Source organism: Marininema halotolerans (assembly GCF_900116235.1).
In the GTDB taxonomy this organism is placed as follows: Bacteria; Bacillota; Bacilli; order Thermoactinomycetales; family DSM-45169; genus Marininema; species Marininema halotolerans.
Genome location: NZ_FPAA01000006.1, coordinates 1 through 17315 on the forward strand (window position 1 = coordinate 1; position 17315 = coordinate 17315).

The window sequence follows — 17315 nt, forward strand, 5'->3', positions numbered from 1 at the left end:
GTATATTTTACGTTTTTCAATCTTCATTTGCACCAATTCAACAATCTCATCGCGCTCGGTACCCAGTACATCGATGAGGGTAATCTCATTTCCTTCCTTATCGGTACCAATCGGGTCATGGAGGGAGACATCTTTTCTTGCTTTCTTAAGCGAACGCAAGTGCATGAGAATTTCATTTTCAATACAACGAGCGGCATAGGTGGCGAGTTTGGTTCCTTTGTTGGGCTGATACGATTCGATGGCTTTAATCAGGCCAATGGTACCGATTGAGATGAGGTCCTCGGTGTCTTCGTTGGTGTTTTCGAATTTTTTAGTTATATGGGCGACGAGACGGAGATTATGTTCGATCAGTTTGTTCCTTGCTTGACGGTCTCCTTGGGCCATCAGTTTCAAACATTGTTCTTCATCCTTCTCATTCAGTGGCTGGGGAAAGGCGTTGTTCTTGATGTATGCGACAAAGGTCCAGACTTCACGGAACAGGATGGCAAGGGTTGTGATCAAACCAGGCACAGTTGCCGTCACCTCCGCTCTAGTTTGCCGAAAATCAGGTGTTACCAGCATATGAGCGAAAAAGGGGGCGTGTGCCTGTTCGGTAGCGAAATGAACCAACCCTAATTATTGGAGGGTGGTAACCCTCTTATTTTAATGCTGTTGAGGATTGATCCTCTTTATATAAATGGAGGATCGATGGTTGTGTACCAGAGCCCCTTTTTTAACATTCCCGTTGACAAAACCAAGTTCCCCACGTACTATATACCCATAGGGGTAATGGTAAGTTATTTTAACACAGACGTAAATGGTCCGTGTATTTTTTACCCTTCTCAATATACCTATACGGGTATATGTAAATTAAGAAAAGGAGGGACAATATGTCCATCAAAGTGGATGTGCAATTAAATTGCCAAGGCCTTTCCTGTCCCATGCCGATCCTTCGTACAAAGAAGGCGATGGATCATATGGAGCCAGGTCAAGTGCTGGAATTACAAGCGACTGACCCGGGCTCTTATGCGGATATTCAAGGATGGGCGAAGAATACCGGCCATCAATATCTAGGGACGAAACAGGAAAAAGACGTTTTAAAACATTACCTGCGCAAAGCGAAGCCGAGTGAATTCATAGCAGAACATCAACATCCCCACAGAATTGAGAATGAAGAGTTGGCACGGTTGCTTGAGCAAAAGGAAGCGCCATTGTTAATTGATGTGCGCGAACCCGCTGAATACGCGTTTGGTCATATTCCAGGAGCGATTTCTATGCCCTTTGCACAACTCGGATCGCGTCTAGAGGAACTTCCCAAAGAAAAGCGGATCTATGTGATTTGTCGTACGGGTAACCGGAGCGATATGGCGGCGAAAGAGTTCACCGAACATGGATTTGTCGATGTGGTGAATGTAGTTCCAGGGATGTCCCAATGGGATGGAGCAATCGACTCCGAAACCAACGGATAAAAATGGAGAGGAGAGCCGAGGAAATGAAAAAGATGACAGCTCAAGAGGTCGCTAGCAAGATCATTTATGGAGAATTGCTCTTCATCCTCGATGTACGGAATGAAGAGGACTACGCCAAGTGGCGTATCGAAGGGAAGCGCGTTACGTCGGTGAATATCCCCTACTTTGATCTTTTAGATGGAGTTGAACACGCACGTGATCAATTACCACAGGATGAACGAGACATCGTCGTTGTTTGTGCAAAAGAAGGTTCCTCCCGTTTTGTAGCGGAGCAACTTGAGGAAGCGGGCCTGAAGGAAGTGTATTACCTTGAAGGTGGGATGAAGACGTGGAGTGAAACGATATTCCCTGTAAAGATCGGCGATTTAACCGGAGGGGGAAGCATTTATCAGTTTAACCGGATCGGTAAAGGGTGCCTTTCCTATCTTATAGAGTCCCAAGGCGAAGCAGTGGTCATCGATGCGGGTCGGTTGACGGATGTTTTTGAGCAGTTTGCACTGGAAAAGGGATTTACTATTCACCATGTGCTGGATACGCACTTGCATGCGGATCACATTTCTGGTGGACGTGCCTTATCAGAGAAAGTAGGAGCCACTTACTATCTTCCACCACGAGATGCAGAGGAAGTCACCTATTCTTATGAACCTTTGTTAGAAGGTGAAACGATCCAAGTAGGTCAAGCACGCATTCGAATTCAATCCCTCTATTCCCCAGGCCATACCATTGGGAGCACCTCTTTTATCGTGGATGATCAGTACCTTCTGTCAGGAGACATTTTATTTGTTGATTCGATAGGCCGCCCTGATTTAGCAGGAAAAGCAGAGGACTGGGTGAGAGATTTACGTGAGACCCTCTATGAACGTTATTCCGCTCTTTCATCGGAGTTGATTGTTTTACCGGCTCATTACAGCAAGATCAGTGAAATGGGTGATGAAGGACGAGTGTTTGCCAAGCTGGGAGAACTTTATCAGAGCAATGCGGGCCTACAAGTAGCGAATCAAGAGGTGTTTCGGAAGATGGTTACCGATAATTTGCCTCCTCAACCCCATGCCTATCAGGAGGTTCGCCAGACGAATATGGGGAAAATGACGCCGAGCGCAGAGGAACAACGTGAGATGGAGATGGGACCCAACCGTTGTGCTGTACATGACTCATCAGAATCAAGGAGGAAGTGAGCGTATGAAAGTTCATCACGAAATCGATGCAACCGGACTTTCTTGTCCACTGCCCGTCGTGCGTGCGAAAAAAGCGATGGATGCACTTGAAAAAGGACAAGTACTCGAAATACACGCAACCGATGCGGGGGTAGAAAAGGATCTTCCTGCTTGGGCCAAAACGCTTGGACATGAAATTGTTGATCAGCAGAAAGACAAGGGTGTTTATATTTTTCGGATCAGAAAGGGCGAGTAAGGACAAAAAATCACGAGTGAATCAGAAAAAGGGAGGCAGATCAGAGTGAATCAGAAGAAATCAACCATGGTCGTCTTCAGTGGCGATTTAGATAAAGCGATTGCTAGCTATATTATTGCAACTGGATCCGCATCGATGGGAAACGAGGTGACGATGTTTTTCACTTTTTGGGGGCTGACTATTTTGCGCAAAGAAAATGCTGTACCTGTGCAAAAAAATAGGATGGATAAATTATTTGCTAAGATGCTCCCCCGTGGGCCGAGGAAATTGGGAATATCCAAGATGAATGTTGGTGGTCTGGGTGCCAAAATGATGAAATACACGATGAAGAAGAAAAACATCGTGACTTTACAAGAACTGATCGAATTAGCACAAGAGCTCGATATTAAAATGGTTGCCTGTACCATGTCGATGGATGTATTAGGGATTAAAAAAGAAGAGTTGATCGATGGGATCGAATATGCAGGCGTTGCCTCTTATTTAGCAGAGGCCAATGAAGCCAATCACAATCTATTTGTGTAAGAAAGAAGGACGCGACAATGGATATCTCGTTCATGCTTCTTCTGTTTCTCATTGGCTTTAGTGGTTCATTTATTTCAGGGATGATGGGCATCGGGGGCTCGATTGTCAAGTTTCCGATGCTCCTTTATATCCCCCCACTACTGGGGTTTATGGGTTTTACCACTCATGAAGTTGCTGGGATTAGTGCGGTCGAAGTCTTCTTTACCACACTGGCAGGGATTTTTTCCTACCGAAAAGGGGGCTACTTAAATCGATCATTAATTGTCTATATGGGGACAAGTATCCTGGTGGGTAGTTTCATTGGTGGTTATGGATCGCAGATGCTCAGTGCGGGACAAATCAATGTGGTGTATGCAATCTTAGCGACGGTTGGGGCAATGATGATGTTGTTGCCCAAAAAGGTGGGCGAGGAAAGCTCGAAGGCCCCAGTTGTTTTCCATCCATGGGTGGCAACGAGCTCAGCGGCGATTGTTGGTATTGCCTCTGGAATTGTAGGGGCGGCGGGTGCGTTCCTCCTGGTCCCGATCATGTTAGTTATTTTAAAAATTCCCACCCGTATGACGATTGCTTCTTCCCTTGCAATCACCTTTCTGTCAGCAGTTGGATCAGCAGGAGGTAAGATTCTAACGGGACAAGTCCTCTTTCTGCCCGCGCTTGTCATGATTATCGCTGGTATTTTTGCAGCACCGCTTGGTGCCATGGTGGGGAAAAAGACGCAGGTGAAGACGTTGCAGTGGATGTTAGCCACACTCATTATAGCGACTTCCATTAAAATATGGACTGAAATATTCTAGCGTTAGTATCTTGATGGATCAATCTGACTACGTGCATAATAACATTAGCAGGCGATTCATTGGTAACTAGTACAGTGAGGTTCAGTCAAAGCCCTCAAGAGATTTCCTAGGAAATTGAAAGGGTCTTGTATCATACAGGAAAACATGGAAATTAGGGGATTCTCATAGAAAGGTGGGGTTTACCATGGAATATAACGACGATGTAAAAAAACGTCTACGCCGCATAGAGGGTCAGGTACGTGGCGTACTACGCATGATCGAAGAAGAGAAAGACTGTAAAGACGTTGTTTCTCAACTATCCGCCATTCGTTCCGCTGTTGATCGATCCCTTACGTACATCGTAACGCATAACTTAGAGCAATGCTTACGTGAGGAATTAGCCAAGGGGGAGGATGCACAAACCGAAAAATTATTACAAGAAGCGATGAGCTTAATGGTGCGAAGTGGCTAATGAAATATCAGTTAGATGCCCCTTTCTTTTTCGAAAGGGGCATTTTTTGTATGAATGAAGGGTTAGAGGAAAAAATCCAACCCTAATTCATCGTGGGTTGGATGGTAGCTGTTTTTTGTTCTTCAATCGTACGGGTTTCTGTCAATGCATCGGTAACATCATGATGAGTGACTTCCGTCGCGCCCCGTTCCACAGCGATGTCGCCTGCTGCCCGGATTAAACCACCGAGTTCACGGAATCGGGTAGTCATTGATTCTTTTCTTTCCGATCGCCGTTTGGCTTCTTCGATAACCCTTTCAACAGCTTTGCGCTGAAAGGGAGGGATTTTCCCATCCCTTTTCACCTCTTGTGCAACAAATTGAGCCACTTTTAAGCGATTCTCTTTCGTATCCGGCATGAAATTCTTCATATAAATCTCATACCCATTTCCTTGGATGCGGGAGCGAAGAGCAGGGTGCATGCCTTCGATATCTTGATCATTGCCTGCAAGAACAAGAATAAAATTGCAAGGGACTGCTTGGGTACGAATCATGGTACCACTGGAATTGGAGTTGCGGCCAGTGATGGCAAGTTTCTTTTCTTGGAAGGCAGAGAGTAAACTTTGTTGGGATTCCATTCCTAAAGTGGAGACCTCGTCGATATAAAGTACCCCTTGATGGGCGAGGTGTATAGCGCCGGCTTCGATTAATTCATGGGGGGGTGTTTCATTACCTCCCGATTGATAGGGATCGTGGCGAATGTCCCCCAATAGCCCCCCGGCTTGCATTCCGGTGGCATCGACAAAAGGTACATGATTTCCCTGGGAATTGTCCACAAGTAGTTTGATAGAACGATGCGAGGGTTGGCGCCACATTCGATAGAGAAAAGGGAGCGCTATCAAGGGGCCCAATCCCCAAAGCAGGGTAAGTGGTTGTTGCTGTGTAAAGGCGTAAAAAAGAATGGAGCCCATCAAGGTGATGCCGGAAAACCCGAGAAGGAAAAGAAGTCGTTGTTTTTGGGAGGACGCTTGTTTACTTATCTGATCAAGGTGTGTAAGTCCTTCCCCAGCAGTCAATGTTTTTACCATTGGATGATACGGTTGTTGGGTGTTTTGTTCGATTAGAATGTCTTCCAATGGATAGAAGGACAGTTCGTTGGTCATTGCTTTGGCAAGTAAACTCTTTCCTGTCCCCGGTTCACCAATGAGGAGTACCGATCGGTGCTGACGGGATGCCCGTCGAATCAATCGTACGGCGTCATCCTGTCCAATGATCTGATCGATTAGCGAATCAGGAATAGGGAGATCTGCTGTGGTTTCCCAATTTTTCTCATCTTCCTTGAGTAGTTGATTCCACAGCAAGGGGTGATGAGTGGAAATGACAGGGGTACAGAAGGTGACGAAATGATGTGTGATAGCCGGAAAGTTTGTCTTCTTTAATCCATTGAACCAAGAGGCGATCTGGTTATATTGATCACAGGAAAGGTTTGCTGCAGAGGATGCCTGCAAAAACTGTAGGATCGAAAGCAGCAGAGAGAGGCTGAGTAGTTTCTCTTTTTTTTCTAATCCGTTAGTAATCAAGCTTGACCACGCAAAAAAATCCTGTTGTAAAAGAGTGGCGAGCCCCTGTGCCCCACCTTCCCGTACTTTGCGATCCGGGTCACGCAAAAGAGAGATCAATTCGTTCTCGATGGATACACGATCGTGCAATTGAGCGATGTTCTTTCCTGCGATGAATCGGAACAGCCAGTAATCGTGATCAAGGTAGCTCGTTAATACTCGAGCATTATCTTCACGACGACTCGATAAAGAGCGCTCAATTAAGTGAACAAAAAGAAGTTGCAGATCAAGTGGTTTTTTCTGATAAAAACGGGTCGCGATCCACTCGTAAAATTTTAGGGGTAACTGAGCCATGGATTGACCGTCCTTCAATAAGACATCATGAGGTGAAATTTTTTGTTACATAGGTCGTTCTCAAATGAACGGAGAATGTTAACGTTGCGAATCAATTAATGACAAGGGATAATCCACAGGGAATGGCGCAATTCATGAACGGCATCGTGAATGGGTGGATAGGTAGAGAATAAAAAAGTATATAAGAAAATGCCTAACAGTAGAAAAAAAGCGGTGCTTTGTACATACGTATTAGTCAACCAATGGTGATATCGATGCACATGATTGGTTTTTGTTGGGTGTTCTTTTTTAAAGATGGGCGTACTCATTGGATAAACCTCCTTAAGCGATTGGTTGTTGGTGAAGGTTAAACTTTTTGGAGGATTTTGCGAACAAAAATCCAGGTAGGAACCCGATAAAGGCGAGAAAAACTAAAAACAACAGGGTCTTGACAACAACGGAAGTCGGTGGTTGGATGGGGGTTACTTTGATATCAAAGGAATGTGTTAAGGGTTGAAAGGATGCTCCTTCGCCTTTTAATGGTGTAACAGTCACGTTCATTTGTTGGGGGGCACCATCAAAAAAGTGATAGTTGAGAAAAAAGGTGCCGTTATCAGCGATTTGAGAGAGTTTTAGTAACGGGGTGGGTTGATCCTCCACATCCATTACTTGAATGGTTGCCTTCGCTGCGTCGATTGGTTTTTTTGTGTGACGATCGATAAGGTGAAAGGAGAGATGGCTGATCTTACCGACTTCAGGGTGGGCAGGCATCTCTACTGTCAATTGGATATCTTCATTACTGGTTGTCAGATTTTTTAGCGTAGAGGGTGGATGCGCTTCATTTCCATGAGCATTGGCAAAGGAAGGGAGCGCGCTAATCCCAATTAAAAATAGAAGAAGAATCACCGCTGTTTTAATACGGTTCATGGAAGCACACTCCTTTTATGGCCACGACCGATAATGATTCCAGCGACCGCGCCAAGTAGTACGAGTCCCATGAAGAGAGTGGATCCTTTCATTACCTTGGTGGGTTTTTCGTGAATGGTAAAATGATTTGTTTGAGAAAATGACTGAAAGGAAGGATCCTTCGGATTCGTTGGTCGTACATGAAAGGTGGCTGTATACGTTCCACGAATGGGGAGAGTTTCTGAAAATTGGAGCGTACCATTCGTTATAAGGGTCTCTCCCTCGATCATTGTTTTGTTTTCGACGAGAGGAAAGTCCGTTGAAAAAAGCGGGTTGCCTGATGGATGATGAAGACGATAACGGACGCGAGCGTTCTTAATAGGATTCCCTTTTTTATTGGTAAAGTGGAAGGTGAGTTGGGTTGGTTGATCGTGTGGAATAACATTAGATAGTTTGGGTTTTGTAGAAAGGTGAACTTGGTCATCTGCGAAGGTTTTCACAGGCAAGAGAAGAAAAGATCCTGCAAGAAACCATAGTAAAAGGTGTAAGCAGATGGTAATCATTGATGGTTTCATCGTTTTATCCCCCCATACATTCAAAAACACATCCATGAATGGATGTGTTGGTATCGATTAAAGAACAGAAGACGACAATATAAATAAGCCTCTGTGTCAAAAATCACCTCCCCATCCTCGTAGGTTAAACGCGGTAATTTACGGTTCAGGCAGGTCTCCTGGCTTATGGTCATCGCTTCCTGCGCCTTCCCATCTCATAACAGTGGCTTCAAGCAGGTTGCTCGCATATACAGTGGCGGGACCGCGTCGGCATTTCACCGAACTTCCCTTTTAAGTGAAGAAGCCAGCTTCTTCACACCTGTCCGCATCACTATGAAGTTTTTTATCCTCGTATTGACTATAATGAAAAGTTGGATATTTGTCTACTACGCTTATCATTCATCTTTCTTTAAGGAAGGATAAATAAAAAAGCCTTCTCTAATTAATGAGAAGGCTTGTCCCACTTTAATTTTCGGAACTCCATAAATCTTCGTTGGCTTCACCTTCAGAACTTTTACCAGCAAATTTAAGGGTGATGGCCATCAAACTGATGATCGCCAGCACAGAAGTAATGATCCAAGTAAACATACATAATCATCCCTTTCGAGTTGGTAGGTTTCCAATCTAAGCGAATAAGTTAAAATCATATGGGGATAATTGTCTCCTCTTTATTATGACGTATCAGGGGCCAAAAAGTATTCATTTTTCATAAAAAAAATTTCTTTTTTTCTTGGCACGGGAAGGGATAGAAAAAGGTTGATTGAAAAGCATCTTTCGCTTTTCAATCAACCTTTTTTCAGTCTTTAACCAAATGCCCTAGAGAAAAATCCCATCATGGGTCGTACTTGCTTCCATAACCGATGCATCGAACGTAGGGGTCTCCACCAGGTCCAAAGGGCACGAAGGCGTCCAATTCCACCCAATCGGGTGAATACTTGAGCTAATCGCGCTATCCACATAGTTGTGACACCTCCACGGATAATATTCCTTTTCATTGTATTCCCAACCTGGAAAAGGGGATGGGCAAATAGGACAACGATTAAAAAGAGAGGACCTCGGTGAGAGGTCCTCTTGGAAAGGGATAATTATTTTAGTGTGAGTAAATGCTTTTCTGCTTCATAGGTTTCAAGGGGTGTACCTGCTTTTACTCGATGGAGATAATCAGGGTTGGCAATGAGCGGACGTCCAATAGCAGCGAGGTCGATGGTTCCTTCTGCAAGTGCCTGCTCAGCTGTTTCAGGATCCAGGGAGCCTACACCAATGATCAGTCCATCCCAATACTTCCGCACTAATTGATGCAGGGTTTTGCCATCAGCCAGCACTTGTGTGAAGTTCATGGTAGAAGGGTGAATCATTTTCACACCCACTTCACGGAAAGCTTCGACGAAGGTACGAATGGCCGCTTCGGGATCCTCCCATATATAGTCGAGATTATCTCCCTTGAAAGCAGAGAAGCGAATGATGGTGCGATCAACACCAACAGCATCAATGACGGCTCGAAGAACTTCCTTCATGAAGGTGAGTCGTTGGGCGAGATCGCCACCATATTCATCGGTGCGTTGGTTGGATACATCCGAGTTAAACTGATCAACTAAGTAGCCATGAGCACCATGAATTTCTACACCATCAAAGCCAGCTTTGATGGCATTTCGTGCCGCTTGGGCATATTGATTGACGACTTCATGAATCTCCTCTTTGCTCATCGCTTCGGGTTGATCAAAGGGTTTACGGAAACGGGGAACGTACCCTTTCGCTTGAATGGCCGAGGCGGATTGGGGTTGTTGTCCACCGCTGAGTTCGTGATGAGACAAACGTCCCACGTGCCAGATTTGTGCAATAATTGTACCGCCTTCTTGGTGAACGGCTTCCGTAACGGGTTTCCAGGATTCAACCTGTTCTTCGGTATAGAGGCCGGGTACACCAGGATTCCCTTTTGCCCGAGGGCTGATGACGGTGCCTTCTGAAATGATTAAGCCAATTCCATCTTGGGCGCGTTTGCGATAATATTCCACCGCTTGTGGGTTAACAACCCCCGTTTCATCATCAGCAAAACAACGGGTCATTGGAGCCATGGCTACCCGTGACTGCAACTTCCAAGCACCGACTTGAACGGGTTCAAACAGTTTATGAAGCGATGTGTTGGTTGTCATGATGGATGTTCTCCCTTCTCAATGTGCAATTGAATCCAATCATTCATCGTTTCCATACAAGCTTGGTGGGAATCTCTGATTTCTTCCAGCATCGAAGCTAAAGTCACCTTCGATAACTCTTCCTTCCATGCTAATTCGGCTCGATTCATGAATTTGGATAGGATACATCGATCATTGGGCACTGTTGGATCAGCAACCAGCATCCGATGATAGATGCCGCCCTCTTGATAAAGAGAACCGCGTCCCTCCACCGCTAAAAAGATATCAAGAAGCGAGATCATTGCCGGATCACGAGACAGCGAAAAGCCCCCTCGAGTTCCTGTCGATGATCGAACGAGCCCAGCCTGAACGAGGGTTCGCATTCCTTTCTTAAAATAAGAAGGGGATGCGCCCATACGCTCGCTAAGGGCTTCCGCTGTCAAGCTTGTGTGCGCGGGTAGTTGGGCGAGTAGAAGGAGAGTATAGACGGATTGTTCCATGCTGGATTTGATACGCATCCGATTGCACCACCTGTTAAATGCTTATTATGGATAATCAATGTCTACAATGAGTCTAAATTGGTTGTATGGAATTGTCAAGGACTATTCTTCTTCTGAAAAAATAGCTAACAATCCAATCTGATCAACCAGCCGTTCCCATTCGAGACGCCAAAATGTACAATCGGCAGTGAGTTGCATCAATTTTTCAACGTCCCCATTTTTGTGGGCTTCTTGCAAGTCTTTTTCCCCTTGACAGAGGTGTTTCCATAAAAAATAGGCCTGGCGTTGGGAGTCTGTGATGTTCATATATTCCTCCTTTGGGAATTGACTGATACATTGTAAGACGAATGAGGTGGCTGGGAGTGGACAATCGTGACGACCGATCGCTAGCTCGAGTATCGTAGGAAAAACGATCATGCTTAGTGATTGTACGAACCACAAAGGAGAAATTCTATCCGCCAAGCGACCTATTTTCCTTAATAAATAAAAAAACAACGCCGTTGGGTTACGGCGTTGCACGATTAACAATCTATTTTCAATGAGCGAAATGGAGGATCAGCGTCATGGTTAAACTTGTTGCAAGTATTTGTTGATATCGAGGCCGAGTGCATCGGCTAAGGTACGACCATAATCCTCATCAGCACGATAGAAATTACAGATAGCAAGAAAGCGGGTTTTTTCATTGACTTGCTTCAGATCATTCACCATATTCTTAATCAGATTGGCCCGTTCTGCTTCCGTAAACTTCTTCCATTGTAATCCTGCTTGAGAGAAGTCATCGGTTTTATAGATTTTTTGCCGACCAGCTACACCAGAAAGCGGGGTTTCGCTTTCCAAATACGCTGCATCCTCCTGGGGATTACCTTCATGACGGGAAGGTTCATAGTTGATAATGGGTTGTTTGCGATTAAATTGCATATTTCCATCTTGTTGGTGGTTATGCACATTGGCATAAGGGCAATTAATTGGCAATTGGAGATAGTTTGGCCCGATGCGATGACGTTGTGTGTCTGGGTAGGAGAAGAGACGTCCTTGGAGAAGTTTATCCTCGGAAGGCTCAATTCCTGGTACGACGGCACTGGGGGTAAAGGCAGATTGTTCTGTTTCAGCAAAGAAGTTTTGTGGATTTTGATTTAATGTCATTCTCCCGACAGGATGTAAAGGGTAGAGATCCTCTGGCCATACCTTAGTCGGATCAAGGGGATCCCAATCAAAGTTATCCATGTCGTCAACATCCATCATTTGCACAAAGAGATCCCACTCGGGGTAATCGCCTTTTTCAATATGATCAAATAGATCCCGCGTCGCATGCTGGAAGTCTTCCCCCTGCACTTTTTGAACCTCTTCAGCAGTGAAGTTTTTTACTCCCTGTAGTGGTTTCCAGTGATACTTCACATAGATTACTTTGCCTTCAGCATTTACCCATTTAAAAGCGTGGACACCAAAGCCCTCCATCTGACGGTAGTTAGCAGGAGTTCCATAGTCAGAGAATAGCCAGGTCATCATATGGGTGGACTCTGGTGAGAGGGTCATAAAATCCCAATAACGATCAGGGTCTTGGATATTGGTATCGGGTGCAGGTTTTAACGAATGCACCATATCCGGGAACTTGATCGCGTCTCGGATGAAGAACACGGGAAGATGATTGCCGACAATATCATAATTTCCTTCCTCTGTATAAAATTTCACAGCAAATCCACGGGGATCCCGAGCCGTTTCGGGGGAGCCTGCAGGGTGAATAACTGTGGAGAAACGAACGAAAACCGGAGTTTCCTGGCCTTCTTTTTGTAGGAAGTTTGCTTTCGTGTGTTTCGACATGGGGTGGGTTACACGGAAGGTTCCATGTGCGCCTGCACCACGCGCGTGTACGACGCGCTCGGGGACACGCTCCCGATCAAAATGGGCGATTTTTTCAATTAAATGGTAATCCTCAAGTAGCGTTGGACCACGACGACCCGCGGTACGGGAATTTTGATTATCCCCAACAGGGGCCCCTTGGTTCGTCGTCAGGTTTTTCTTTTTATCCATGCTGACGATCACTCTCCCTTATATCGTCTTTTACCTAGTAATGATTCGTTAATAATAATAATTATAATTTAAAGTGGAGTCAACCTTTTTTTCATCAGGATCATATGATGATACCTACCCTTCCTTTCTAATGGCCAATCATCATTTTATATGCACAGATTGGGAAAAAATTCGGCGATCCAAGGGTTTTTGTATGGAAGGGGAAGGAAGAAGGAATAATGGTAGCGGATACGGTAAATAGTAGGTACTTTCTTTGCCTTTATGATGAAGAGAAAGGGGAGACGTGGGATGAGGACAGGATGTCTGTCGCTGAGAAGGATAGTGATCATGACGCTAGGTCTGAGTTTGGTCTTTCCAAGTACCCTATGGGCAAAACAATCAAATTCATTGGTAGAAAATAAGTACCCAGTCGATAAAGTAGGAAAGGAGAGGATTCCAACGAAACGAAGCTGGAGTCCATGGGATCATCCTGCTCCCCTTTTATCGACATTGCATGAGGGGAAAGCAAGGGAGGTTGGCATGGTAAAGCAGTCTCTCGATGCAATTGATCCCTACATGGATCGTGAAGTGGAACGGGGAATAATCCCAGGGGCGGTAGTATTCGTTGCCCGAAGTGGGGTTGTGGTCAAAGAAAAAGCATATGGGGATGCAGTGAAATATACAGAGGATGCAGAACCACTTGATCAACCCATTAAAATGAAAAAGGATACCATTTTTGATCTGGCATCCATTAGCAAAATTTATACGGCGACGTTAGTACTAAAACTCTATGAACAGGGATCCCTTCGACTGGACGATCCTGTAGCTACCTATTTACCTGATTTTGCGCAAAACGGCAAAGAAAAAGTGACCATTCGGCAGTTATTAACCCATACGTCAGGCTTTGAAGCAGGCATTCCCTTGTGGAAATATGAGGGGAGTAGGAAGGATCGTATTCAGCGGGTGATGCAACATCCGTTGCAAAATCAACCGGGAACTACGTACCTATACAGTGATTTAAATATGATTACCCTCGGAGCGCTTGTGGAGAAGGTAACAAAAAAGCGCCTCGATGTAGTACTTGCGGAGTTAATCACCGGACCCCTCGGATTAAAGGATACGAGTTATAATCCTTCTCCTAACCTGAAAAACCGAATTGCGGCGACAGAATTCCAGCCGCTATTGAATCGAGGAATGATTTGGGGAGAGGTTCATGATGAAAATGCGTGGGCGCTGGATGGTGTAGCTGGACATGCAGGAATTTTTTCCACGGCACAGGATGTTGCTGTTTTTCTCCATATGCTATTAAACCACGGGAAATACGGTAACGTACGCATATTAAAGCCGAAGACCGTTGCCATCATGGAAAAAAATCAAAATATTGATTTTCCAGGGCATGACCATGGTTTGGGGTGGGAATTAAATCAACCTTGGTATATGGATGGCCTTTCGGGCACCGATAGCATGGGTCATACAGGGTTTACCGGAACGTCCATTGTGGTGAGCCGGAGCAATGCACTCCTTGCCATCACGTTAACGAATCGTGTGCATCCCACGCGTCAAACTCCGTCGATTAACCCCTTACGAAGACAAGTAAGTCGAATGATTGCGGATGCGATTCCTGTCCAGAAGCCTGGAAGGAGTACGTCGTGGTTTTCTAGCTATGGGGATGAATTAAATCGTATCCTTCAATCAGAAGAGTTACCCAAAGGAAAAAACCGAACGCTCTCCTTTGATACATGGTATCGCATCGACCCATCGGGAGATTTTGGTATTGTGGAAGGATCAGTCGATGGAGAGCGATGGATTTCTCTTAGTTCTTCCTATAGCGGTGATAGTGAAGGGTGGGGAAGGCAGAGGTTAACCTTACCTGAGGATATTCGATATGTTCGATTCCGTTATCATACCGATGAAAGTGGGAATGGGCGGGGTTGGTATGTGAAGCAACCGATTATTCAAGGAAGTGGTAACATCGTTCCTTGTACGCTGATGGGGGATGATTGGGAACAAGGGCATTGGTAGAAAGGCTATTCACCTTGAATTTACGAATGTGTTAGCGTAGGATCAGGTTCTTTTTTCGAAGAGACAAGATTCGTTTGATCGGGCCACGATCAGAAAGTTTGGCAAATACCATAATGCCGGGGCTGGTATTCACTTCATAAACCCAAAATTGTTTTTTATCAATACCGATGTCCAAACCATATTCAGGTCTTCTGGGAAAATGTTTTTCCATCACACGGGCAATTCGGATTGCGATATTTTTAATATCATTGAGCAAGATTTTTTGTTGATGGGGATCCCCTTTTAAATGATTCGAAAAAAGAGATTGGATAGAGATCGGGAGTCCACCACGATGGCGATTGGTAATAATGCTTTTTTTACGACCCAGTTTTCCAACACTTCCCCCATAAAGCCAACTTCCATTGACCCGTTGGACATGTACTCGGACATCGAAGGGGAGTCCTTTATGGGTAACGCTCTCAATGCCTTGTTGCAAGAGGTAGGGCTTTTTGCTACACAATCGTGTGACTGCCTGGCCAATTTCTCCACTGGGTCCCTTTACAATGGTGGCACCTTCCTTGCGTAAACAAAATTCATTGGATGCGATTCGGTCAATACGATAGATCCCATAGCCTAAACTACCCACGTCGGGTTTAAGGTAGATGATTGGGTAGCGATTGAGCATGAGCTGAAGGTTAACTAGATTCATGGGTAGCGTATGTGGAAGATAACGAGCGATGACAGGGTCACTTAACAAGTGGTCATTCTTACAACTCTTACTTCGAATACATATCTTAACCAACGAATATCCCTCTCCTTCATGACTACTAAACTAATCTACGTAACAAGGAAGCTTATAGTGTGGGTATTTTAAGAGAAAGGGCACACTATTAAACAAAGAAACATCAGCTTCCTTTCAAGGGAGGGAGAAACTAGCTCTTTATGCTGTTTTAACCATTACATTTCTAAAGTTGTTTTTACAAGTGACGAATGAAGAATTTTCTTATAATTAATCTCAGGCTCTTTTGCAAGGGGATTTCATGATGTGGTATAGTTAGGCTCGAAAAGTATGCGCTAAGTAGGTGGAGCTGTGAAACGGATCATTCCCGATGAATTTGTACAATCGATTTATGAAATCGATTTTAACCAGTTGCAACGCCGGGGTGTGAAGGGAGCCATCGTCGATCTAGATAATACGTTGGTAGAATCGACGCGCCCGGATGCCACCCCTGAATTGGTTCAATGGCTGGATCAGTTGCAAGGATTGGGTTTTAAAGTGATGATTGTTTCAAACAATAACCGGACACGTGTTTCTAAATTTGCTTTGCCCCTGCAGGTGCCTTATATTCATCGGGCAAAGAAACCACTCTCTTCTGCCTTTCGACGGGCGATGAGGAAGATGGAAATTCAGCCGGAACAAACCGTTGTCATTGGCGATCAATTGTTTACCGATGTTCTTGGGGGCAATACGTTAGGACTTCATACGATTCTCGTCGTACCGGTGTCTCGATCAGAAGGGATGTTTACCAAGTTCAATCGTGTCGCTGAACGATTGGTCTTTCGTTGGATGAAGCAAAAGGGCTTGTTGGGCTGGGAGGAAAAGAAGTGATTGAACGAGAGCAATGGTGTGAAGGGTGTGGAGTCACTCTTCAAACAGAGAATCCCGAGGAGCAAGGATATGTGCCAGCTTCTGCTTTAGAGAGGGAGCATATTATATGTCGTAGGTGTTATCGGATTCGGCACTACAATGAGTTGGCTCCAGTGGAACAAGATCCGAGTGCTACATTACGTCTGTTAGAGCAAATTGCGCAAGCAGATGCCTTAGTGGTTCAGGTTATTGATTTATTTGACATTTCGGGCAGCTGGATTCCCGGTATTCATCGCCATATTGGGAATAACCCGCTGCTGATTTTAGGAAATAAAGTTGATCTTTTTCCAAAATCAATTAAGCATCAACGATTAAAGGAATGGGTGCAGGGAGCGGCGAAGGATTTGGGAGTTAAACCTGTGGATGTAGTTTTGACGAGTGCTGCAAAGGGGACTCGCATTGATGTTGTGGCAGAAGCGATCGAGAAATTTCGCGACGGGCGCGACGTTTTTGTCATCGGGACTGCGAATGCAGGCAAATCCACGTTCATCAATCGCTTGTTAAAGGAATTTGGAGATGAGGGGGAAGAGGCGGTTACGACATCCCCTTATCCTGGCACCACATTAGATGCGATCAGTATTCCCCTTGGTGATGGCAAACATATCATCGATATGCCAGGGGTGGTGCGAAAGGATCGCATGAGTGAGTGGGTTGACCCAAAAGAACTGAAACAAATTACACCGGATGGCGAAATCAAGCCGAAAGTGTATCAATTGAGTGAGGGTCAGACGCTCTTTTTTGGTGGATTAGCCCGAATTGATTTTGTGGAAGGAAAGCGGCAATCCTTCATTTGTTACCTAGCGAATGGGTTATACATTCATCGAACGAAGTTGGAAAAGGCAACAGAGATTTGGGAGCGACATCGCGGCGAATTACTTTCTCCACCCAAAAACCCTGATTCGTTACCCAAAATGGTGCGACATTCTTTTGTAATTAATGCAACCATGAAAGAAGATATTGTGATCTCGGGTCTTGGATGGATTAGTGTCGGTAGTGAGAAGGCAAAAGTGGATGTTTGGGCGCCTGAAGGTGTACGAGTAGAACTTCGCTCTGCGGTGATTTGACTACAACATAC

The 17315-nt window shown here is 45.0% G+C and carries 20 protein-coding genes and 1 riboswitch; of the genes, 9 read left to right on the top strand and 11 right to left on the bottom strand.

Annotated features, from left to right (window positions below):
- Positions 1-510: RNA polymerase sporulation sigma factor SigK (gene sigK, locus CHX35_RS08910; RefSeq protein ID WP_091836737.1), on the bottom strand; the 510-nt coding region annotated here is incomplete at its 3' end.
- 359 nt (positions 511-869) lie between these two features.
- Between sigK and CHX35_RS08915 the strand changes: the two genes are divergently transcribed.
- From CHX35_RS08915 to CHX35_RS08940, 6 genes are all read left to right on the top strand, one after another.
- Positions 870-1448 carry a sulfurtransferase TusA family protein gene (locus tag CHX35_RS08915; protein ID WP_091836739.1) on the top strand — a complete coding sequence of 193 codons (579 nt, stop codon included), beginning with the start codon at positions 870-872 and terminating at the stop codon, positions 1446-1448.
- Positions 1449-1471: 23 nt separating this feature from the next.
- The gene (locus CHX35_RS08920) at positions 1472-2623 is read left to right on the top strand and encodes an MBL fold metallo-hydrolase (RefSeq protein WP_245838714.1); all 1152 of its coding nucleotides are present in this window, start codon (positions 1472-1474) and stop codon (positions 2621-2623) included.
- A gap of 4 nt (positions 2624-2627) precedes the next feature.
- On the top strand, positions 2628-2858 hold the full coding sequence (locus CHX35_RS08925; RefSeq protein ID WP_091836743.1) for a sulfurtransferase TusA family protein: 231 nt from the start codon (positions 2628-2630) through the stop codon (positions 2856-2858).
- 45 nt (positions 2859-2903) lie between these two features.
- Positions 2904-3380 carry a DsrE/DsrF/DrsH-like family protein gene (locus tag CHX35_RS08930; RefSeq protein ID WP_091836745.1) on the top strand — a complete coding sequence of 159 codons (477 nt, stop codon included), beginning with the start codon at positions 2904-2906 and terminating at the stop codon, positions 3378-3380.
- A 17-nt stretch (positions 3381-3397) separates the two neighbouring features.
- Complete coding sequence (locus CHX35_RS08935) at positions 3398-4174, top strand: sulfite exporter TauE/SafE family protein (protein ID WP_091836747.1); 777 nt, start codon at positions 3398-3400, stop codon at positions 4172-4174.
- 184 nt (positions 4175-4358) lie between these two features.
- Positions 4359-4625: a metal-sensitive transcriptional regulator gene (locus CHX35_RS08940; protein ID WP_091836748.1), complete on the top strand. Its 267-nt coding sequence runs from the start codon at positions 4359-4361 to the stop codon at positions 4623-4625.
- Between the two features lie 82 nt (positions 4626-4707).
- Here the strand turns inward: CHX35_RS08940 and CHX35_RS08945 are convergent, their stop codons facing one another.
- The 9 genes from CHX35_RS08945 to CHX35_RS08980 all read right to left on the bottom strand — a co-directional run bounded on the left by CHX35_RS08945 (position 4708) and on the right by CHX35_RS08980 (position 12612).
- Positions 4708-6516, bottom strand: coding sequence for a sigma 54-interacting transcriptional regulator (locus CHX35_RS08945; protein ID WP_091836750.1), 1809 nt, complete (start codon positions 6514-6516; stop codon positions 4708-4710).
- Between the two features lie 95 nt (positions 6517-6611).
- Entirely contained in the window at positions 6612-6824 is a 213-nt protein-coding gene (locus CHX35_RS08950) for a CbtB domain-containing protein (protein WP_091836752.1), read from the bottom strand.
- Positions 6825-6837: 13 nt separating this feature from the next.
- Positions 6838-7422, bottom strand: a complete 585-nt coding sequence (locus CHX35_RS08955) for a hypothetical protein (protein WP_091836754.1) — start codon at positions 7420-7422, stop codon at positions 6838-6840.
- Positions 7419-7976, bottom strand: a complete 558-nt coding sequence (locus CHX35_RS08960) for a hypothetical protein (protein WP_091836756.1) — start codon at positions 7974-7976, stop codon at positions 7419-7421. The genes CHX35_RS08955 and CHX35_RS08960 overlap by 4 nt, the downstream gene beginning before the upstream one ends.
- Positions 7977-8107: 131 nt before the next feature.
- Positions 8108-8292, bottom strand: a riboswitch (cobalamin riboswitch).
- Between the two features lie 128 nt (positions 8293-8420).
- The gene (locus tag CHX35_RS18015) at positions 8421-8543 is read right to left on the bottom strand and encodes a hypothetical protein (RefSeq protein WP_281252073.1); all 123 of its coding nucleotides are present in this window, start codon (positions 8541-8543) and stop codon (positions 8421-8423) included.
- A 497-nt stretch (positions 8544-9040) separates the two neighbouring features.
- Positions 9041-10105 carry an alkene reductase gene (locus CHX35_RS08965; RefSeq protein ID WP_091836757.1) on the bottom strand — a complete coding sequence of 355 codons (1065 nt, stop codon included), beginning with the start codon at positions 10103-10105 and terminating at the stop codon, positions 9041-9043.
- A complete protein-coding gene (locus CHX35_RS08970) occupies positions 10102-10602 on the bottom strand; it encodes an Rrf2 family transcriptional regulator (protein WP_091836759.1) in 501 nt (166 codons plus the stop codon). Before CHX35_RS08970 ends, CHX35_RS08965 begins: the two co-directional genes overlap by 4 nt.
- 84 nt (positions 10603-10686) lie before the next feature.
- Positions 10687-10890: a hypothetical protein gene (locus CHX35_RS08975; RefSeq protein ID WP_091836761.1), complete on the bottom strand. Its 204-nt coding sequence runs from the start codon at positions 10888-10890 to the stop codon at positions 10687-10689.
- 261 nt (positions 10891-11151) lie between these two features.
- A complete protein-coding gene (locus CHX35_RS08980) occupies positions 11152-12612 on the bottom strand; it encodes a catalase (protein WP_091836763.1) in 1461 nt (486 codons plus the stop codon).
- Between the two features lie 327 nt (positions 12613-12939).
- On the opposite strand from CHX35_RS08980, the gene CHX35_RS08985 reads away from it, so the two are divergent.
- Complete coding sequence (locus tag CHX35_RS08985; RefSeq protein ID WP_245838715.1) at positions 12940-14613, top strand: serine hydrolase domain-containing protein; 1674 nt, start codon at positions 12940-12942, stop codon at positions 14611-14613.
- Between the two features lie 31 nt (positions 14614-14644).
- On the opposite strand, the gene CHX35_RS08990 is transcribed toward CHX35_RS08985, so the two are convergent.
- Complete coding sequence (locus CHX35_RS08990) at positions 14645-15394, bottom strand: YheC/YheD family protein (RefSeq protein ID WP_091836767.1); 750 nt, start codon at positions 15392-15394, stop codon at positions 14645-14647.
- A gap of 288 nt (positions 15395-15682) precedes the next feature.
- On the opposite strand from CHX35_RS08990, the gene CHX35_RS08995 reads away from it, so the two are divergent.
- Positions 15683-16201, top strand: coding sequence for a YqeG family HAD IIIA-type phosphatase (locus CHX35_RS08995; protein ID WP_091836769.1), 519 nt, complete (start codon positions 15683-15685; stop codon positions 16199-16201).
- On the top strand, positions 16201-17304 hold the full coding sequence (gene yqeH, locus CHX35_RS09000) for a ribosome biogenesis GTPase YqeH (RefSeq protein ID WP_091837066.1): 1104 nt from the start codon (positions 16201-16203) through the stop codon (positions 17302-17304). Before CHX35_RS08995 ends, yqeH begins: the two co-directional genes overlap by 1 nt.
- Positions 17305-17315 lie beyond the last annotated feature (11 nt).

Coding starts and splice junctions, on each gene's coding strand:
- CHX35_RS08915 (WP_091836739.1), top strand. CDS start 870: ATGTCCATCAAAGTGGATGTGCAATTAAATTGCCAAGGCCTTTCCTGT.
- CHX35_RS08920 (WP_245838714.1), top strand. CDS start 1,472: ATGAAAAAGATGACAGCTCAAGAGGTCGCTAGCAAGATCATTTATGGA.
- CHX35_RS08925 (WP_091836743.1), top strand. CDS start 2,628: ATGAAAGTTCATCACGAAATCGATGCAACCGGACTTTCTTGTCCACTG.
- CHX35_RS08935 (WP_091836747.1), top strand. CDS start 3,398: ATGGATATCTCGTTCATGCTTCTTCTGTTTCTCATTGGCTTTAGTGGT.
- CHX35_RS08940 (WP_091836748.1), top strand. CDS start 4,359: ATGGAATATAACGACGATGTAAAAAAACGTCTACGCCGCATAGAGGGT.
- CHX35_RS08945 (WP_091836750.1), bottom strand. CDS start 6,516: ATGGCTCAGTTACCCCTAAAATTTTACGAGTGGATCGCGACCCGTTTT.
- CHX35_RS08950 (WP_091836752.1), bottom strand. CDS start 6,824: ATGAGTACGCCCATCTTTAAAAAAGAACACCCAACAAAAACCAATCAT.
- CHX35_RS08955 (WP_091836754.1), bottom strand. CDS start 7,422: ATGAACCGTATTAAAACAGCGGTGATTCTTCTTCTATTTTTAATTGGG.
- CHX35_RS08960 (WP_091836756.1), bottom strand. CDS start 7,976: ATGAAACCATCAATGATTACCATCTGCTTACACCTTTTACTATGGTTT.
- CHX35_RS18015 (WP_281252073.1), bottom strand. CDS start 8,543: ATGTTTACTTGGATCATTACTTCTGTGCTGGCGATCATCAGTTTGATG.
- CHX35_RS08965 (WP_091836757.1), bottom strand. CDS start 10,105: ATGACAACCAACACATCGCTTCATAAACTGTTTGAACCCGTTCAAGTC.
- CHX35_RS08970 (WP_091836759.1), bottom strand. CDS start 10,602: ATGCGTATCAAATCCAGCATGGAACAATCCGTCTATACTCTCCTTCTA.
- CHX35_RS08975 (WP_091836761.1), bottom strand. CDS start 10,890: ATGAACATCACAGACTCCCAACGCCAGGCCTATTTTTTATGGAAACAC.
- CHX35_RS08980 (WP_091836763.1), bottom strand. CDS start 12,612: ATGGATAAAAAGAAAAACCTGACGACGAACCAAGGGGCCCCTGTTGGG.
- CHX35_RS08985 (WP_245838715.1), top strand. CDS start 12,940: ATGACGCTAGGTCTGAGTTTGGTCTTTCCAAGTACCCTATGGGCAAAA.